The organism is Chitinophaga niastensis (assembly GCF_003014755.1).
In the GTDB taxonomy this organism is placed as follows: domain Bacteria; phylum Bacteroidota; class Bacteroidia; order Chitinophagales; family Chitinophagaceae; genus Chitinophaga; species Chitinophaga niastensis.
The window spans coordinates 139,850-157,237 of the sequence record NZ_PYAW01000003.1 but is presented as its reverse complement, the minus strand read 5'-3'; the positions used below and the strand labels follow the sequence as shown (position 1 = coordinate 157,237).

Genomic DNA, 17,388 nt, shown 5'->3' with positions numbered 1-17,388 from the left:
ATGTTATGGATACAGCAGTTGCTAATGCTGGTAGCTTAACCGGTCAGCAGGATTTTTTACCACTCAACGGAACAGATTACGTTGAATTTTATGTAGGCAATGCCAAACAGGCGGCCCACTATTACAAAACCGCTTTTGGTTTTCAGTCGGTAGCGTATGCCGGTCCTGAAACAGGTGTGAAGGACAAAGTGTCTTACGTGCTGGTGCAAAACAAACTCCGCTTTGTATTAACTACTTCTTTATTGCCAGATAGTGATATCGCGCGTCATGTAGCTAAACATGGCGATGGTGTGAAAGTATTGGCGCTTTGGGTAGATGATGCACGTTCTGCCTATGAAGAAACTGTAAAACGTGGTGCAGAGCCATTCCTGGAGCCTGTTACGGAAAAAGACGAATTCGGGGAAGTAGTGCGTAGTGGTATTCGTACTTATGGTGATACCGTACACCTCTTTATAGAACGTAAAAATTATAAAGGTCTTTTTATGCCAGGGTTTAAAGAATGGAAAACAGATTACAATCCTACAGATACAGGGTTGCAGTATGTAGACCATTGCGTTGGTAATGTAGGCTGGAATGAAATGAACGTATGGGTTGAGTTCTATGAGCGTGTAATGGGCTTTAGAAATCTGATTTCCTTTGATGACAGTGATATTTCCACAGAATACTCTGCACTCATGAGCAAAGTAATGAGTAACGGTAACGGACGGGTGAAATTCCCTATCAATGAGCCGGCAGAAGGTAAAAAGAAATCCCAGATCGAAGAATACCTGGATTTTTATGGCGGTCAGGGTGTGCAGCATGTGGCTATCGCTACCAATGATATTGTGAAAACAGTAACAGAGCTGCAGCACAGGGGCGTGGAATTCCTTAAGGTGCCTGCTTCTTATTATGAAACAGTATTGGACAGGGTAGGAAAGATAGATGAAGAGATTCAGCCGTTGCAGCAACTTGGTATCCTGGTAGACCGGGATGATGAGGGTTATCTGTTGCAGATTTTCACCAAACCTATTCAGGATCGTCCAACGGTATTTTTTGAAATTATTCAGCGCAAAGGTGCCCAGTCTTTTGGTAAAGGCAATTTTAAGGCATTGTTTGAGTCTATCGAAAGAGAGCAGGCCTTGCGTGGTAACTTATAAATAATATTGGAGAGGGCGTTTTCAGGACTTGTTTGCTGAAACGTCAATATCCGTTTGTTACACTCCGATTGAAAACCCTGATTATTGTCCGTCTGAAAATGGTTACAACAAATTCGACGCCTGGTCCGCCCCGCTTATGTGGGCGGACTTTTTTATGCATATCAATAAATATTCATTATATTTAATGTGTAATTAAGATGATATATGTTGAAATGCCTGGTAGATTGGATTTTGTAGAATAGCCTGTCTTTAACAACTTAATAACCACCCTTATACTTTTGGCCAGATAAAATACTCTATTTTTATCACCAATTATATAATTTAATTAATTTAATATTTATAACCTATGCACAACAAATCAATCACCCGGAGGGTAAGTGTGGCTATGCTCATGGCTTCCGTTGTTGTTTTTTCTGCTTTCCGTTCAGACTATGCTAATGGTGGTGAACAAAGTACTTATCTGCACAAAATATCTTCTCCTGCCGGCCAAACCATACTGGAGTATAATGCAGATAAAACGATCAGGAAAATTGTACAGCAGCATAAAACTGAAAATGCCAGCTACAGCGATGTACAGCTACCCGTTTATGAAAACGGGCGCCTCGTGAAAACACTTTTTTCAGATAATGAACAGGCCTCCACAGGAGATATCTACACTTCTTTTGTGTATGGGGTTTCTGGCAATAAGATAGAAAAGGTCAGCTACTACCGTAATAATGCTGTTTACACCTACGATTCGCTGGTATATGATGCTGCCGGCAAAATGGCACTGCGTTATCAGTTCAGTAAAAATGCAGCGAAGGGCAATAACTGGGAGAATACCGGCTATCAGCAGTATACCTGGGATGCAGATGGTGACATCGCCACTATGGCTACTTACGGTAAACAACCCGGCTATAGCAAATTTGTGCTGACATCTTCTATCGGCTATACTTATGATAACAAACAAAACCCGCAACAACAACAGCCGGAACTGGCCAGCATGCTGGATGCCACTGCCGCTAATTTATCTGCACATAATATCCTGACTGAAAGCATCAGCTCCCCGAATTCTTCCCGCGTGATCACCAACACTTATACCTACGCTTATAACGCAGGAAAATATCCTGTACGTGCTACTTTCAACTCAGGCATGGATGCGACTATTGTAAAACTGGAATGGGTAAAGCTATAGTAAGCCAATAATCTCTTAACTTTACAACAATATTAAAATAACTGTTCCGTTTTTTATGAGGATGCAAACGCTGTTTGGAGTATTGTTTTTATTGGGAGGGATTTTCCAGGCCTTCACGGCTATATTGATTTATCAGGGGCACAAACACTACATCCTGAAGTTTGCCAACAGAAAAGTAGGGATGATAATATATTTTATTTTTGCCCTGTTATTGTTTTATCTTGCTTATATAAACCTGGTGTAAGTATTAAAATTTTGTTGAATTAGATTTATGAAGCGACTTGTAGTAATCGTTTTGGTGTTGTTAGGTGTGGGCAAATTATCTGCCCAGCAATCTTTCCTCGACAATCAGAAAATGTTCCCTAAAGTGGGAGAGGCATATCGTGAAAAGGAAGAGTTGCTTAAAAAAGAGTTTGAAAAAAAAGGACTGACGTATCCTGCAAAATATATTTTTGTCCGTTCCTTTAAGCTGGACAGCGAGATGGAAATCTGGGTGAAAAATAATGCTGCAGATTCGTTCCGGTTGTTTAAGTCTTACCGCGTATGTACCCTTTCAGGTAAAATGGGTCCTAAACGCAAGGAAGGCGACCGTCAGGTGCCGGAAGGGTTCTATTATATCAACGATTTTAACCCTAATAGTAATTATCACCTGTCGCTGGGTATCAACTATCCCAATTTTTCCGATCGCATCCTGAGCGATGCTAAAAATCCGGGTGGTGAAATCTATATTCACGGTAATTGTATTACAGTAGGTTGTATTCCTTTAACAGACGAGTTCATCGATGAAGTATATATTTTGGCGGTAAATGCCAAAAATGCCGGCCAGGATTTTATCCCGGTGCATGTTTTCCCGGTGAAATTCGGCAATGCCGGCTCTATGAATTATCTGAGCACTTTTTCCCTGACAGATAATTCTTCCAAACAGCTTTGGTCAGAGCTGAAATCAGCCTACGATTATTTTGAAAAGCACCACCGTTTGCCGGTAGTATTGGTAGATGATAAAGGCAAGTATATCATGTAAGAAGTTTCATGCAAAGACGCATAAGGAGCAAAGCCACAAAGATTATTTAATATAATATCTTTGTGGCTTTGCTCCTTATGCGCCTTTGCGTGAAACTTTTACGTGCCGCTAATATATGATATTTGGTTTTTAGGAATATTTTTTTCAACTTGTCCAAAGGTCAAATCAATTTACTATTTATGCACAGAAGAGACGCAATCAGGAATGTGGCGATTTTGTTGGGTACTGCCATTTCCGCTTCCACGTTATCAGCTTTAGAAAGCTGCACCTCCGCTCCAAAGAATTACGAATTACAAAAGCCCGAAACCAAAGCGTTGCTGGCCGAGATAGCGGAGACCATTATACCCAAAACCAAAACTCCGGGCGCTAAAGAAGCCAATGTACAGGACTTCATTATTGTAATGATGAACGACTGCTACAAAAAAGAAGACCAACAGGTGTTCCTGGATGGGTTGAAAAAAATTGATGCCGCCAGCGAAAAGCAATTCAAAAAAGGCTTCATGGACATTACGCCGGACCAACGCACACAGTTGCTCACACAGATTGAGCAGGAGCGTGTGGATTACAACAAGCGTAAAGACAAAAAAGAAGGTGATCCCACTCACTACTTCCAGTATCTGAAAGAACTGACCCTGCTGGGGTATTTCACGTCTAAACCAGGTGCTACCGAAGCCTTGCGTTATGTAGCAGTTCCAGGTAAATTTGAAGGCTGTATTCCTTATACAAAAGGAGAGAAGGCCTGGGCCATGTAAGAAAACGATCCACGTTATTCTATTACACGTTTAAAAAACAATTCATGAACCTTAATATAAAAGCGCAGGAGCAAAACACTTATGACGCCATTGTTATTGGCTCTGGTGTGAGTGGTGGCTGGGCAGCCAAAGAACTGACAGAAAAAGGATTGAAAGTATTGATGCTCGATCGTGGTAAACCACTGGAGCATGTAAAAGATTATGATACGGCTACTAAAGATCCGTGGGAATTCAAACACCGCGGCCGTATTACAGTAGATCAGCGCGAAACGCATCCTAAGCTGAGCCGCGACTACCCTTACAGCGAACACAACGAAAAATTCTGGATCAACGATGCTGAAAGTCCTTATAACGAAGTAAAACGCTTCGACTGGTACCGCCCGGATATTGTAGGCGGTAAGTCTATCATGTGGGGGCGTCAGTCGTATCGCCTGAGCGATATTGACTTTGAGGCTAACCTGAAAGACGGCATTGCTGTTGACTGGCCTATCCGTTACAAGGATATTGCTCCCTGGTACGATTATGTAGAGAAATTTGCAGGTATCAGCGGCACCAAAGAAGGTTTGCCACAATTGCCTGATGGGCAGTTTATGCCCGCCATGGAAATGAATTGTGTAGAGAAAGATGTGAAAAAAAATGTAGAAGCTAAATATAAAGGCCGTATCATCACTATGGGGCGCGTAGCTAATATTACGCAACCACTCCCTGGTCGTGGTAGCTGCCAGTACCGCAACCTGTGTAGCCGTGGATGTCCGTTCGGCGCTTACTTCAGCACACAATCTTCTACGCTGCCGGCAGCAAGAGCTACCGGTAATCTTACGCTTCGTCCGGATTCCATTGTAAATTCAGTTATTTATGATGAGAAACTGGGTAAAGCTACCGGCGTAAAAGTAATCGATAAACATACCAGGGAAATGGTAGAATACTACGCGAAAATCATCTTCATAAATGGTTCTACGCTTGGCTCTACCTTTGTGATGATGAACTCTGTCTCTACCCGCTTTCCTAACGGATTGGGTAATGACAGTGGCGTACTTGGGAAATACCTGATGGATCACCATTTTCGTACAGGCGCTTCCGGAGTTGCGGAAGGTTATGACGACAAATACTTCTTCGGTCGCCGTGCAAACAGTATCTACGTACCACGTTATCGTAACATCGGCAACGATAAACGTGATTATATCCGTGGATTTGGTTACCAGGGCGGTGCCAGCCGTTCAGGCTGGAGCCGTGGTATTGCAGAAATGGGTGTAGGTAAAGACTTCAAGGAAATGCTCACAGAACCTGGCCATTGGAGCATGGGACTGGGTGGTTTTGGTGAATGTTTGCCTTATGAAGATAACCGTGTAACCCTGGATACTTCTGTAAAAGATGCATGGGGCCAGCCTGTGCTGAAATTTGATGCAGAGTTCAAGGAAAACGAAAAGAAAATGCGTGTAGACATGATGAATGATGCTGCAGAAATGCTGGAGGCAGCAGGTATTAAAAACGTGAAAACCTACGACAACGGCTCTTATCCGGGTATGGCGATTCACGAAATGGGTACTGCCCGTATGGGTCGTGATCCTAAAACTTCTGTGCTCAATGGCTTCAATCAAATGCATGCGGTGAAGAACGTATTTGTAACAGATGGTGCTGCTATGACCTCTGCTGCCTGCGTAAACCCTTCACTGACTTACATGGCATTAACCGCACGTGCTGTTGATTATGCAGTAAAAGAATTGAAGAAAGGCAATATCTAACATGTTAGCTTTTAGCGGTTAGCTATTAGCTTTTAGTGCTTTTACTAAGAGCTAATAGCTAACCGCTAAAAGCTTTTAATAAATTGAATCTATGAATCTTAATATAAAGGCTGAAAAGGAAAATACGTACGATGCCATCGTAGTAGGTTCAGGTATCAGTGGAGGCTGGGCCGCCAAGGAGCTTTGTGAAAAAGGGCTGAAGACACTGGTACTTGAAAGAGGCCGTAACGTAGAGCATGTGAAGGACTATACCACTGCTATGAAAGCACCGTGGGAGTTTGAGCATCACCTGAATACTACCAATGAAATGAGGGATAAGCATCCTATTCAGAGCCGCTGCTATGCTTTTGATGAAGCTACGCAACAGTTTTGGGTGAATGATAAAGAGAATCCCTACAATGAAGTAAAGCCTTTCAACTGGCTCCGTGGTTATCATGTAGGCGGACGTTCCCTCATGTGGGGCCGTCAGGTGTATCGTTGGAGCGACCTGGATTTTGAAGCAAACGGAAAGGATGGTCATGGTGTGGATTGGCCTATCCGTTACAAGGATATTGCGCCCTGGTATTCCTATGTTGAAAGCTACATTGGCGTAAGCGGACAGGCAGAAGGTTTGCCGCAGTTGCCTGATGGCGTATTTCTGCCACCCATGGAAATGAACTGCCTGGAAAAACATGTGGCTGCACGTATCAAAGAAAAGTACAACGACCGTATCATGACCATTGGTCGTGTGGCGCACCTGACCAAAGGATTGAAAGACCGTGGCCCTTGTCAGTACCGTAACCTGTGTGCACGTGGATGTCCTTTTACCGGTTATTTCAGCAGTAACGGGGTTACATTGCCTGCCGCTGCCGCAACAGGTAATATGACGCTGCGTCCGGATTCCATTGTACTGGAAGTATTGTATGATAAAGATAAAAGCAAAGCTACCGGTGTAAGAGTAATGGATTCCCATACTTTACAAACCGTAGAATATTATGCAGACATCATCTTCCTGAATGGCTCTACACTGGGTACCAGCTGGATTATGATGAACTCCGTATCCGATCGTTTCCCGAATGGATTTGGTAATGATAGCGGGCAACTGGGTCATAACCTGATGGATCACCACTTTGGCGTAGGTGCCGGCGGCGATTATGAAGGTTTTGAAGACCAGTATTACAGCAGCGGCCGCAGACCCAATGGTATCTATATTCCCCGTTTCCGTAATACCAATTCCAGGACCATGCAAAAGGATTATGTGCGTGGATTTGGCTACCAGGGTGGTGCCGGAAGAGACAGGGGTACCAGCTGGGAAGGTATCGGTGTACAGCTGAAAGAAGGCCAGGAAGAACCAGGTAAATGGAGTATGGGCGTTGGTTCATGGGGTGAGCATCTGCCTTATTTCGAAAATAAAGTAACACTCAATAAGGCTAAAAAAGATAAGTACGGATTGCCAACACTTGACATCGACTGTGAGTTTAAAGCAAACGAACTGGCTATGCGCAAGGATATGCAGGAAAGTGCAAAAGAAATGCTGGAAGCAGCCGGACTGAAAAATGTACACGGCTACGATAGTGCACCGCCTCCGGGACATTGTATTCACGAAATGGGTACTGCCCGTATGGGTAAGGACCCTAAAACATCTGTGCTCAATGGTTTTAACCAGGTACATGCTGCAAAGAATGTATTTATTACAGATGGTTCCTGCATGGCTTCCTCTTCCTGTGTGAATCCTTCTATCACCTATATGGCGCTAACTGCCAGGGCATGCGATCATGCTATCAGCGAACGTAAGAGAGGGAATATATAGTTAATGAAGGCCTTCGGCCTTTGTCTTTTCTTTAGCAGGATTAGACTGATTAAGATGATTACCCTGATTTTATTTTCTTTTAAAAGATGTCTATATCGTTTTATAGTATGCTTTTAGAAAATCAATAAGTATATTGATTAGCAAAAAATGAAATCAGCATAATCATTTTAATCAGTCTAATCCTGCTAAAGAAAAGACAAAGGCCGAAGGCCTTCATTAAATATTTTTTAGCAATTTACCTATCTTAGGAAAATTCGCGTATTTTGTACGCTTATCCGCAATTTTATCTGAACAATGAAAAAAGTAATACTAAGCGGCATGCTGGCTTTATCCTGTTGGATAGGACAGGCAGTGCAGGCACAGAGCAAACATTCTTTTGCATTTAGTAAAACTGAGTTTATGCTGGACGGTAAGCCGTTTCAGATGATCAGTGGTGAAATGCATCCTGCACGTATTCCACATGAATACTGGCGCCACCGTATACAGATGGCCAAAGCAATGGGTTGTAATACTATTGCTGCCTATGTTTTCTGGAATTACCATGAACCGGTAAAAGGACAATTTGACTTTACTACCGGCAATCACAACATTGCAGAATTCATTAAAATAGCACAGCAGGAAGGCATGTGGGTATTATTACGCCCGGGGCCTTATGTGTGCGCGGAATGGGAGTTTGGTGGCTTACCACCTTATTTGCTGCAAACACCGGATATCAAAGTGCGTTGTATGGATCCGCGTTATATGCAGGCCGTAACCAGTTACGTAGAACACCTGGCTGCAGAAGTGAAACCTTTACTGGTCACTAACGGTGGCCCGGTAGTGATGATGCAGATAGAAAATGAATATGGTAGCTATGGCAACGATAAAAATTATTTGTATGCACTGAAAGATTTGTGGTTGAAGAATGGTATCAACATACCTTTTTATACTGCAGACGGTGCTACACCTTATATGCTGGAAGCAGGCGGAGTAGAAGGAGCAGCTATAGGACTGGATTCCGGCGGCTCTGAAGCCGACTTTGAAGAGGCAAAAAAACAAAATCCGAACGTACCTGCCTTCAGCAGTGAATCTTATCCGGGTTGGTTAACCCACTGGGGTGAACAATGGCAGCGGCCTGGTGTTGATGGCATTGCTAAAGAAGTGAAGTTCCTCATGGATACCAAACGTTCTTTTAACCTGTACGTTGTTCATGGTGGTACTAACTTCGGATACACTGCCGGCGCTAATTCCGGTGGTAAAGGTTATGAGCCGGATGTAACCAGCTACGATTATGATGCACCGATTAACGAGCAAGGAAATGCCACACCTAAGTACCAGGCGTTGCGCAATCTGATAGCTAGTTATTTGCCTAAAGGAAAAAAATTGCCTGCTATTCCGGCGCCTATTCCAACTATCAGCATTCCTGTCATTAATTTAACGGCCTTCACTTCTGTATGGGATCATTTACCACAGGCGGTAAACTCACCACAGCCCAAACCTTTTGAAGCTTATGGTCAGGATTACGGTTTCATGGTATACAAAACAACACTCATCGGACATAAAAGCGGTAAGTTGTCTGTTAAAGACCTGCATGATTACGCCACTGTTTTTCTGAATGGTAAATACATCGGAAAAATAGATCGTCGTCTTGGTGAAAAAACAATTGATATTCCTGCAAGTGATGTAAAAAATCCGGTACTGGAAATCCTGGTAGAAGGTATGGGTCGCATCAACTTTGCAGAAGCTATCATTGACCGTAAGGGTATTACTGATCGTGTAGTCCTTAACGGTATGACACTGATGAACTGGGAAGTGTATGGTTTGCCGATGACAGAAAAATTTGTGCAGGAATTATCTGCTTCTGCCAATAATGCCACTAAACCCGGACAGTTCTTTAAAGCCACTTTTAACCTCGATACCACCGGCGATACTTTTATTGATATGACTGGCTACAAAAAAGGCATTGTGTGGGTAAATGGTCATAATTTGGGCCGTTACTGGGAGATAGGTCCGCAACTGCACCTGTACTGCCCGGCTCCGTGGCTGAAGAAAGGTGCTAATGAAATAGTTGTTTTTGATTTACACCAGGAAAATGCGTCACCTGTGAAAGGTGTGAAGACACTGGAGTAGATTGCCTTCAGGATTAGACTGATTTTTTAAGATTTATAAATTGATTAGCGAAGATTAAAGCGGGTAGTGATACTGGCTTTGATCTTCGCTATTTTTTTTCTTACCATCAATTTTTTTACTGTTTCTCCGTTTGATATTCCCGGATGAATTTATTCAATCCGTTCAAAAAAGGTTTAGTTTTATGTTTTTCTTTTAAAAAGATTCATAAAAAAACGGAGCCTTTCAATTATCCATCAAAACCAGTAAAAAAAGTGATTTCAAAATCAGGAGAAAATTTACCCGGATTAAAAATAACAACCGGCGACTTGTTAAACAATCCGACACAATTTTCTGAATATACTATTCTATTTATCACAGAGGGAGAAGGCGTTTATCATGCTGATTTTGCAGCGTTCCCTTTTACAGGCCCCGTTCTTCTATTTTCTACACCATTACAGGTAATTTATATTGAGCAAAGCAAGCCTGCAAAACTTACTGTCTTACAATTCCATGGAGATTTTTATTGTATTGAATACCACAGAACTGAAGTAGCATGCAATGGTTTGTTGTTTAACAATATCTATATAACACCCGCTATCAAACTGACGAATAGGGATATGAAGATATTTGACCAGTTATTAAGTGAATTGGTTGAAGAGTTCAACCAGGCACCTCCTTCGGAGATAGTACTCAAGGCATATCTTCAACTGTTCCTGGCGAAATCAGGCAGCATTAAAATCAAATCTCTTTCAGACCCACAGGAACAGATGAAAAAAGATGAACTGATGGAACAATTCAGGCAGCTCTTAGATCAGCATTACCTTAGCCTGCATAAACCACAGGATTATGCGGATTTATTAGCGATGTCGCCCAATAATTTCACCAAACGTTGTACAAAATATTTTAGAAAAACCCCTTCACAACTTATCCAGGAGCGCCTCATTCTGGAAGCAAAGCGACAACTCCATCTTACCAGGCTGAGTATTAAGGAAATAGCCTATTCATTAAAATTCAATGATGAATTTTATTTCAGTCGTTTTTTTAAGAAGATGACCAAAGTCTCTCCACTAACCTTCCGCGAAAGGACCGGAATATCGATAGTGGCAGATTTGTCCATCCAATAGCCTCCAATATCCATGGTTGCGCCCCTTTAACTGATATAAATTTGTACTGTCATTCAATACAGCAGAAAGTATTAAAGGAACTATCAGATTTATATGATGAAAAGTCTTTTTTACACACAATTACCAATTCAGATCAATATAAATAATTTATAAAATAGAAACCATGAAATCAATTAACGTCCCTGCCCGTGATCAGGTAAGCACCGAATCTCAGCTTTTATTCGATCAATTAACACAGCGCCTGGGAAAAGTTCCCAACCTCTATGCTACCATTGGCTATTCTCCCAATGCCCTAAAGGGATTCCTGGAATATGAAGCTACCTTGAATAAAGGTGTTTTTACTCCTAAGGAAAGAGAGGCCATCGCCCTGGTTGTATCTGAAGTAAATGGATGCGCCTATTGCCTGGCTGCACATACCGGATTAGCCCTGAGAACAGGATTTACAAAAGAAGAAACCATCTCCATCAGAAAAGGTCAGGTAAGTGATAACAAGCTGAATGCTATTATTCAATTAGGTAAATCTATTGCAGAAAATAAAGGTAAACCCGGCAATGATTTATTAGAAAATTTTTATCAGGCAGGGTTTAATGAGGCCGCCGTTATGGAACTCATTGGTTTGATCGCTGTAAGGGTATATACCAATTATGTATTTGCTTTAACGGAGGTACCACTGGATTTTCCGCCTGCTGAACCATTGAACTGATCTTTTACAGCATCCAATATAAACTATCCATTATGAGTATATCAGATCCAAACAGCATTAAGAATATCCTCTCTACGGAGGAAAAATCAAATATAGCCTTACAGTTTATTACTGCCTTAAAGACCCGCGACTGGGACTTAATGCGATCCATAATTACTGAAGATTGTACATGGACGTTGCCGGGAACCAGTGTCATATCCGGTGAAGCTATCGGTGCCGATGCCGTCATCAAAAGGGCACAGCGGCTCCGGGATTTTGGTGTCATGGTCCAGTTAAATCATATTTTAATTGGTCTGTATGGCGTAACATTATCTCTTCACAACACTGCAGTAAGAGGCGATTTACAACTGGATCAATATGTGGCCATCGTATGTGAGCTGGAAGATCATAAAATTTCAAAGCTGGCCACCCATCTGCATAATGTTGATGGGATCAATGTATTTTTTGTTGAAGGAATAATTTAATAACTCCATTGATCTGATCAGTGTCAGGCAATTTGTCAATCAATAATTTTTAAAATGAAACCGCTAAAAATATCCTTACTAATTATCTGTGTAGCGTTGGCTCAAATTTCCATCGCGCAGTCCCGCAAAAGTTTTCAGTGGATTGGAGGCCCGACTTATGCGCTGCAGCTGGGTAGTTTCAAAATACTAACCGACCCGATGTTAAGCCCGAAAAGTGACACGGCTTTTATGATAAAGAAACATCCAACAACCGGTGCGCTGAATGCTTATATTACAAGGTATGCTGACCCGGCATCCTTTGACACAGCTGGTATAGACCTGCTGTTGATAAGTCATCCTCACGCCGATCACTTCGACAGAGAAGGCAGGCAAAAGCTTAATAAACAATTATCAGTGGTTGCACCGGCTGTAAACAAAGACATGCTGCTGAACTGGGGCTTTGTTAATACCCATGGACTCAATTGGGGTGATACAATGATCATAAATAAATCATCCGAAACACTCAGGATAATTGCAGTCAAAGCAATGCATACCAAAGACGAACCATTACGAACCGAATTAGGGAAAGGCAATGGATATATCGTTGAGTATACTAATGGAAGCCACGTTTACCGGATCTATTGGACCGGCGACACGGTCTGGTTCGATGAAATACAGGACCTCACCCGGTATGGTAAAATAAATCTCCTGGTTCCGGACATGGGAGCAGTTGGCTCGGATGGGAAAATAGGCAGACGTGGTTTAAATGCGGACGATTGTCTTAAAATTATTAAAGCTTTGAATCCTGATTTAATCAGCCCTGTTCATCATAGCACATTTTCTATGTACGTAGAGCCTATTTCGATACTTCAACATACCTTGGATGCTACAGGATACAGGAAAAGATTGAAAATAATTGAACCAGGCGCAATAATTAAACTATAGTCCTGGTTGCATTATGATACTTTCGCAAAAAGCCGCTACGATAGCGGCTTTTGTATTGGTGGCAGGTTGGGAGAAGGAGGGATGTGAGCTATATCGTCGCCTAATTCGCAGCATTCATAGCCGTGATGTTCTATCAGTTCGATTATTTGCTGATGCTTTAATTGATAGGAGATAATCCTGAGCACATAGTCCACATCATCCAGGTCTATATTCCAATGCTCAATACACTCATTTGCATCAAGAATAGGCTGTAGCCTTTTTTTATCTGATGTAGATCTTATATTGGTTCTGAAAATTAATATGTGATCAAAATTTTCCATCGTTTTTTACGGGTATTAAATAAAGCCAGGGCGTTATTTTTTTCATTATTTATTTTTAATGCTTGCTAAGCATATTTTACTATTTTATTCTGTAAGTGAGCATGACTTTTCCGTACGCCATATTATCTATCGAAAAATTCCTGATGGTATCATGATTGGAGTTAAATAGTTTATAGCTATTAAACAACCCCATACCACCCTGTACCTGAATCCAAAAATTATTATAAATGCGCTGGTTAAATTGTAAGCCGGCATGAATGGTTGAAAACTGTGCATAATTAATTTCCTTACCTTGAAAGTCTGTATAGCTTTTTAAATTATACTTCGTCCAATCTATTGAGCCAGCAATACCAACCTGTGTATTTTTAGATAAATTATATACAACATTTAATCTTGGCCAATAAAATTGTCCAATCCATTTGCCATTATTGCTTTTGTAATCTATAGATACCCCGGGTGTAATCAGGAGTTCATGAAATGAATACATAGCGTGCACGCCAAGACCTATTTCAAGATTAGCATGTTTCCCAAATTTTTTGGATACACCATAAATGCCATCCAGCATTAAATCATCCCCTGAAAATGAATTTTTGAAATCTGATGCCACTGTTGGTATTATTACCCCTAAAAGAGACCATTTTGTAGAAATAGGATGTCTGATAATGACTACCGCCTTTAGTTCATGAATTTTATCTATGTGATATGGATTAGGTGTAGTTTCTTTATCAAAACTAAAATCCATTAACCGATAATTAATATTTGAAAAAATTAAAGTTTTGCCAAAATGCAATGGAGGCAATGGCAAACATGCATCGTAGCTGTTGTATTTAAACTTAGTCCCGATTAAAGAACTTCCGGACGGTACATTGTTAAATTTACTTTCAGCATGGATCGTAACAGCCACTCCTGCAATATCCTTAATAAACTGAGCAAGAATTTTATTTGGAAATAAAATGTATAAAAAAATTAGTAAAAAAAGACGCAATAAATTTTTCATGTTTTTCCTTTGGATTTTATATCACAAAGGTTGCATGAAAACAGTAACTTCTTTTAGAACAGAATCTACCTTTACTCGGACAAATTTTGCATTAATGAAGCCCTGTATTCAGAAGGTGTTAATGTGGTTATCTTTTTAAAAAGACGCCCAAAATAGCCAGGATCCTCATAGTTGAGTTCAAATGCTACTGATGAAATACATTTGGTATAGTCTTGTAATAAAAGCTGACTTTGTAAAATACTTACTTTGTTTATCCATTCTTTAGGAGCAGTACCCATTGTTTGCTGTATACACCGGTTTAAATAATTTACAGAAACCGATAGTTTATCTACATAAAAGGAAACAGATTTATGTTCAACGTGGTGTTTGTAAACCAATTCTTTGAAAGTAAATGCAATTTCGCTGCTCCGGTTGATGGTTTTATTATGTTCTTTATCCGAAGCAATAATTTTTATCAAAGCTGCCTGGAACAATGAATAACAAATGTCAAGATTAGGTTTATTATTATAAATTTCAGTAGTTAATAATTCGAAAAGTGGCGTTAGCCAATTGCTGATTTCATCTGATAATTTAATTACTGTATTTGCAGTAAAAAGATTGATGAATTTCTCCTTGGATAAAAGATGATTGAGTGTACTATCTTCAAATATAATTATATGACCTTCTATGTCGTTACTAATTTCTTTTAAAGCAGTCATATTACCCTGCTTAACAAATAAGATATCATTCCTGTTTATTGATCTTATTTCTGTATCTACCTGCTGTTTTGCATTTCCTTTAGTAAGGTGAACCAGGAAGTTATAATCTGGTCTATAAAGTGGCGTAGGTATTTTAATAAAACGGGAAGTTTCCTTTACATCATATATTTGAATAGGAATTCCTAATGACCTCAAGATTGGTGGTGTTGCTGACATGTATTGATTCTCAAAATCAATTGATGTGACTATTTTAATTTTCTTGCTCAAAATACAGATTTAAACTTAGGCAATATTTTCTATCGGGGCATATCCCTTAGATGGCAATATGTCTTTATTTATAAGGATAAGACACTTAGTTCTGGCTTTACCCCTACGTCACTATCGCGAAATTTTTCTGTCTTTTAACCAGCTAATAATAATGAGCCATGAGCTCCACAGTAGATCGGTGCTATGTGTATTTTTTACACTAATGCTTTCTTTTTCACCGCCTTGCTTTTAACAGTGAAAATTCTTAACTTAGAAACATTGGTTTTTCATTTCTTAACTTTTCTTAAATAGCTTGCCATGGGAAAGGTACGTAATATCCTGCAGGCAAAGGGTCATGCAGTTTACTCAATAAACCAGGACAATACAGTATTTGAAGCTTTGCAGGTGTTAGTGGATCGTAATGTAGGAGCACTAACAGTTGTAGATGAGGATAATCGTTTCCTGGGAATATTTTCAGAACGTGATTATGCCCGTAGGGTAATTTTAAAAGGACGTGCATCTAAAGAAACGCTTATCCGCGAAATTATGACTGAACGCCCCATTACAGTTACAGAAGATGATTCCATAGAAGATTGTATGGGACTGATGACGGATAAAAGAATTCGTCACCTTCCGGTTGTAGACGCACAAAACACATTGATAGGCCTTATCTCCATCGGCGACGTAGTGAAATTTATTATAGACGATCAGCGTTATATCATCACCAGCCTGGAATGTTATATCACCGGCACACATACCTGACCAATCGCATAATCAATTTTGTTTTATAGAAGTAATTTTTGTAAATTCAATTTCATATAGTCTTTACCGTAAGGAAGATGTTGAACGTTATGAAACTGGAGCTCTTTTCCAGCTATCCTCTGGGTATTTAGCGGTTTACAGACTTATTTTAACGGACTTGTTACAGTAGCATGGAAAGCAGACTACTGGGTATTCCTAAACAGACTGGCATAACGGACTTTTTAAGTAAATCGCTCGGAGGGCGAACACTTTGAAAATCGCTATTGCAGAAAACACCCCCATCTGGCCATTTTTAGCATATGGTGCTATCGTTGTGATACTGGTAAGTATCATATTAGGACTATCTTATGTGCTGGGGCAACGTCATAAAGACCGCGCCACCGGCGAAGCATATGAATCCGGCATTATCTCCACCGGCTCCGCCAGACTCCGGTTCCCTTCTCAATTCTATCTTGTTGCAATGTTGTTCGTTATCTTTGATATCGAAACAGTATTAATCATTTCCTGGGCAATTGCATATAAAGAAGTAGGCTGGGCAGGCTTCCTGGGCGTTTCTATTTTTATCTTCATACTACTGGCAGTTCTCGTTTACGAATGGCGTAACGGCGCATTAGACTTTGGTCCCGATGGGAAAAAGATATTACGCGCATATAAGAAAATGCGAAAGCATCAAAAAGCTACTCACCCTCACGACTACACGGACAATAAGACACAAACTCAACAAGCAGTAATGTAACACCGGATCGTTGATTTTTTAGTTCATTAAAAAGTAAATCAACATATCATGAAATGGTGGTTGACCAACGCAAACGACGCTACGGGTAAAATATCCGGCAATACTTCTATGGAAGAAGTGATCCAGCAAAGCGTAATGCTCACTTCTGTAGAAAGCCTGCTGGCATGGGGCCGCAAAAACTCACTATGGCCCTTTCACTTTGGTTTGTCCTGTTGTTTTGTGGAAATGGCCACTGCTATGACACCCAAATACGACATGGCCCGTTTTGGTGCGGAAGTGATCCGCGGCACACCACGGGAAGCAGATGTAATGATCATTGCCGGCACCGTATTCATTAAAATGGCCCCGGTTATACAACGCCTTTATGAACAGATGATGGAACCCCGGTGGGTAATCTCCATGGGCTCCTGCGCCAATTCCGGCGGTATGTACGATATATATAGCGTTGTACAGGGCGTAGATAAATTTTTACCGGTAGATGTATATGTACCCGGTTGTCCGCCCCGCCCGGATGCTTTTATGCAGGGACTGGTACTGCTGCGTGATACCGTAGGCAAGGAAAAACGCCCGCTCAGCTGGGTGATAGGAGAACAGGGCGTTATCCGTCCGGAGAAAATTTCCATGAAAGATGAGTTGCGCGAAAAGCGGCAACAAATGACACAGTTTAAAACACCCGATCAGATATAGTACTTACTAACAGCTACGGATATAT

At 40.9% G+C, this 17,388-nt stretch carries 17 protein-coding genes; 14 read left to right on the top strand and 3 right to left on the bottom strand.

Going from position 1 to position 17,388, the window contains the following annotated elements; genetic code table 11:
* The first annotated feature begins 5 nt into the window (after positions 1 to 5).
* From hppD to CLV51_RS15335, 11 genes are all read left to right on the top strand, one after another.
* Positions 6 to 1,136, top strand: coding sequence for a 4-hydroxyphenylpyruvate dioxygenase (gene hppD, locus CLV51_RS15390; protein ID WP_106528956.1), 1,131 nt, complete (start codon positions 6 to 8; stop codon positions 1,134 to 1,136).
* Between the two features lie 346 nt (positions 1,137 to 1,482).
* Positions 1,483 to 2,310, top strand: a complete 828-nt coding sequence (locus tag CLV51_RS15385; protein ID WP_106528955.1) for a hypothetical protein — start codon at positions 1,483 to 1,485, stop codon at positions 2,308 to 2,310.
* A 271-nt stretch (positions 2,311 to 2,581) separates the two neighbouring features.
* Entirely contained in the window at positions 2,582 to 3,331 is a 750-nt protein-coding gene (locus CLV51_RS15375; protein ID WP_106528953.1) for a L,D-transpeptidase family protein, read from the top strand.
* A 179-nt stretch (positions 3,332 to 3,510) separates the two neighbouring features.
* The gene (locus CLV51_RS15370; RefSeq protein WP_106528952.1) at positions 3,511 to 4,083 is read left to right on the top strand and encodes a gluconate 2-dehydrogenase subunit 3 family protein; all 573 of its coding nucleotides are present in this window, start codon (positions 3,511 to 3,513) and stop codon (positions 4,081 to 4,083) included.
* A gap of 44 nt (positions 4,084 to 4,127) precedes the next feature.
* Positions 4,128 to 5,825, top strand: coding sequence for a GMC oxidoreductase (locus tag CLV51_RS15365; protein ID WP_106528951.1), 1,698 nt, complete (start codon positions 4,128 to 4,130; stop codon positions 5,823 to 5,825).
* 91 nt (positions 5,826 to 5,916) lie between these two features.
* Entirely contained in the window at positions 5,917 to 7,614 is a 1,698-nt protein-coding gene (locus tag CLV51_RS15360; RefSeq protein ID WP_106528950.1) for a GMC oxidoreductase, read from the top strand.
* Positions 7,615 to 7,908: 294 nt separating this feature from the next.
* Entirely contained in the window at positions 7,909 to 9,723 is a 1,815-nt protein-coding gene (locus CLV51_RS15355; protein ID WP_106528949.1) for a glycoside hydrolase family 35 protein, read from the top strand.
* A 251-nt stretch (positions 9,724 to 9,974) separates the two neighbouring features.
* Positions 9,975 to 10,826: an AraC family transcriptional regulator gene (locus CLV51_RS15350; protein WP_245898761.1), complete on the top strand. Its 852-nt coding sequence runs from the start codon at positions 9,975 to 9,977 to the stop codon at positions 10,824 to 10,826.
* Between the two features lie 163 nt (positions 10,827 to 10,989).
* Positions 10,990 to 11,529 carry a carboxymuconolactone decarboxylase family protein gene (locus tag CLV51_RS15345; RefSeq protein WP_106528947.1) on the top strand — a complete coding sequence of 180 codons (540 nt, stop codon included), beginning with the start codon at positions 10,990 to 10,992 and terminating at the stop codon, positions 11,527 to 11,529.
* Between the two features lie 32 nt (positions 11,530 to 11,561).
* Positions 11,562 to 11,993 (top strand): nuclear transport factor 2 family protein, encoded by a 432-nt coding sequence (locus CLV51_RS15340; protein WP_106528946.1) that lies wholly within the window; start codon positions 11,562 to 11,564, stop codon positions 11,991 to 11,993.
* A 54-nt stretch (positions 11,994 to 12,047) separates the two neighbouring features.
* Positions 12,048 to 12,917: an MBL fold metallo-hydrolase gene (locus tag CLV51_RS15335; protein WP_106528945.1), complete on the top strand. Its 870-nt coding sequence runs from the start codon at positions 12,048 to 12,050 to the stop codon at positions 12,915 to 12,917.
* Between the two features lie 35 nt (positions 12,918 to 12,952).
* Here the strand turns inward: CLV51_RS15335 and CLV51_RS15330 are convergent, their stop codons facing one another.
* The 3 genes from CLV51_RS15330 to CLV51_RS15320 all read right to left on the bottom strand — a co-directional run bounded on the left by CLV51_RS15330 (position 12,953) and on the right by CLV51_RS15320 (position 15,199).
* The gene (locus CLV51_RS15330; protein WP_211302017.1) at positions 12,953 to 13,237 is read right to left on the bottom strand and encodes a hypothetical protein; all 285 of its coding nucleotides are present in this window, start codon (positions 13,235 to 13,237) and stop codon (positions 12,953 to 12,955) included.
* Positions 13,238 to 13,316: 79 nt separating this feature from the next.
* The gene (locus tag CLV51_RS15325) at positions 13,317 to 14,234 is read right to left on the bottom strand and encodes a DUF6268 family outer membrane beta-barrel protein (RefSeq protein WP_106528944.1); all 918 of its coding nucleotides are present in this window, start codon (positions 14,232 to 14,234) and stop codon (positions 13,317 to 13,319) included.
* A gap of 71 nt (positions 14,235 to 14,305) precedes the next feature.
* Positions 14,306 to 15,199 (bottom strand): helix-turn-helix domain-containing protein, encoded by an 894-nt coding sequence (locus tag CLV51_RS15320; protein ID WP_211302016.1) that lies wholly within the window; start codon positions 15,197 to 15,199, stop codon positions 14,306 to 14,308.
* Positions 15,200 to 15,496: 297 nt separating this feature from the next.
* Here CLV51_RS15320 and CLV51_RS15315 point away from each other — a divergent pair, with 297 nt between their 5' ends.
* The 3 genes from CLV51_RS15315 (at position 15,497) to CLV51_RS15305 (ending at position 17,363) form a co-directional block, all read left to right on the top strand.
* Complete coding sequence (locus CLV51_RS15315) at positions 15,497 to 15,940, top strand: CBS domain-containing protein (protein ID WP_106528942.1); 444 nt, start codon at positions 15,497 to 15,499, stop codon at positions 15,938 to 15,940.
* A gap of 250 nt (positions 15,941 to 16,190) precedes the next feature.
* Entirely contained in the window at positions 16,191 to 16,676 is a 486-nt protein-coding gene (locus CLV51_RS15310) for an NADH-quinone oxidoreductase subunit A (protein ID WP_245898759.1), read from the top strand.
* A gap of 48 nt (positions 16,677 to 16,724) precedes the next feature.
* Positions 16,725 to 17,363 carry an NADH-quinone oxidoreductase subunit B gene (locus CLV51_RS15305; RefSeq protein WP_106528941.1) on the top strand — a complete coding sequence of 213 codons (639 nt, stop codon included), beginning with the start codon at positions 16,725 to 16,727 and terminating at the stop codon, positions 17,361 to 17,363.
* Positions 17,364 to 17,388 lie beyond the last annotated feature (25 nt).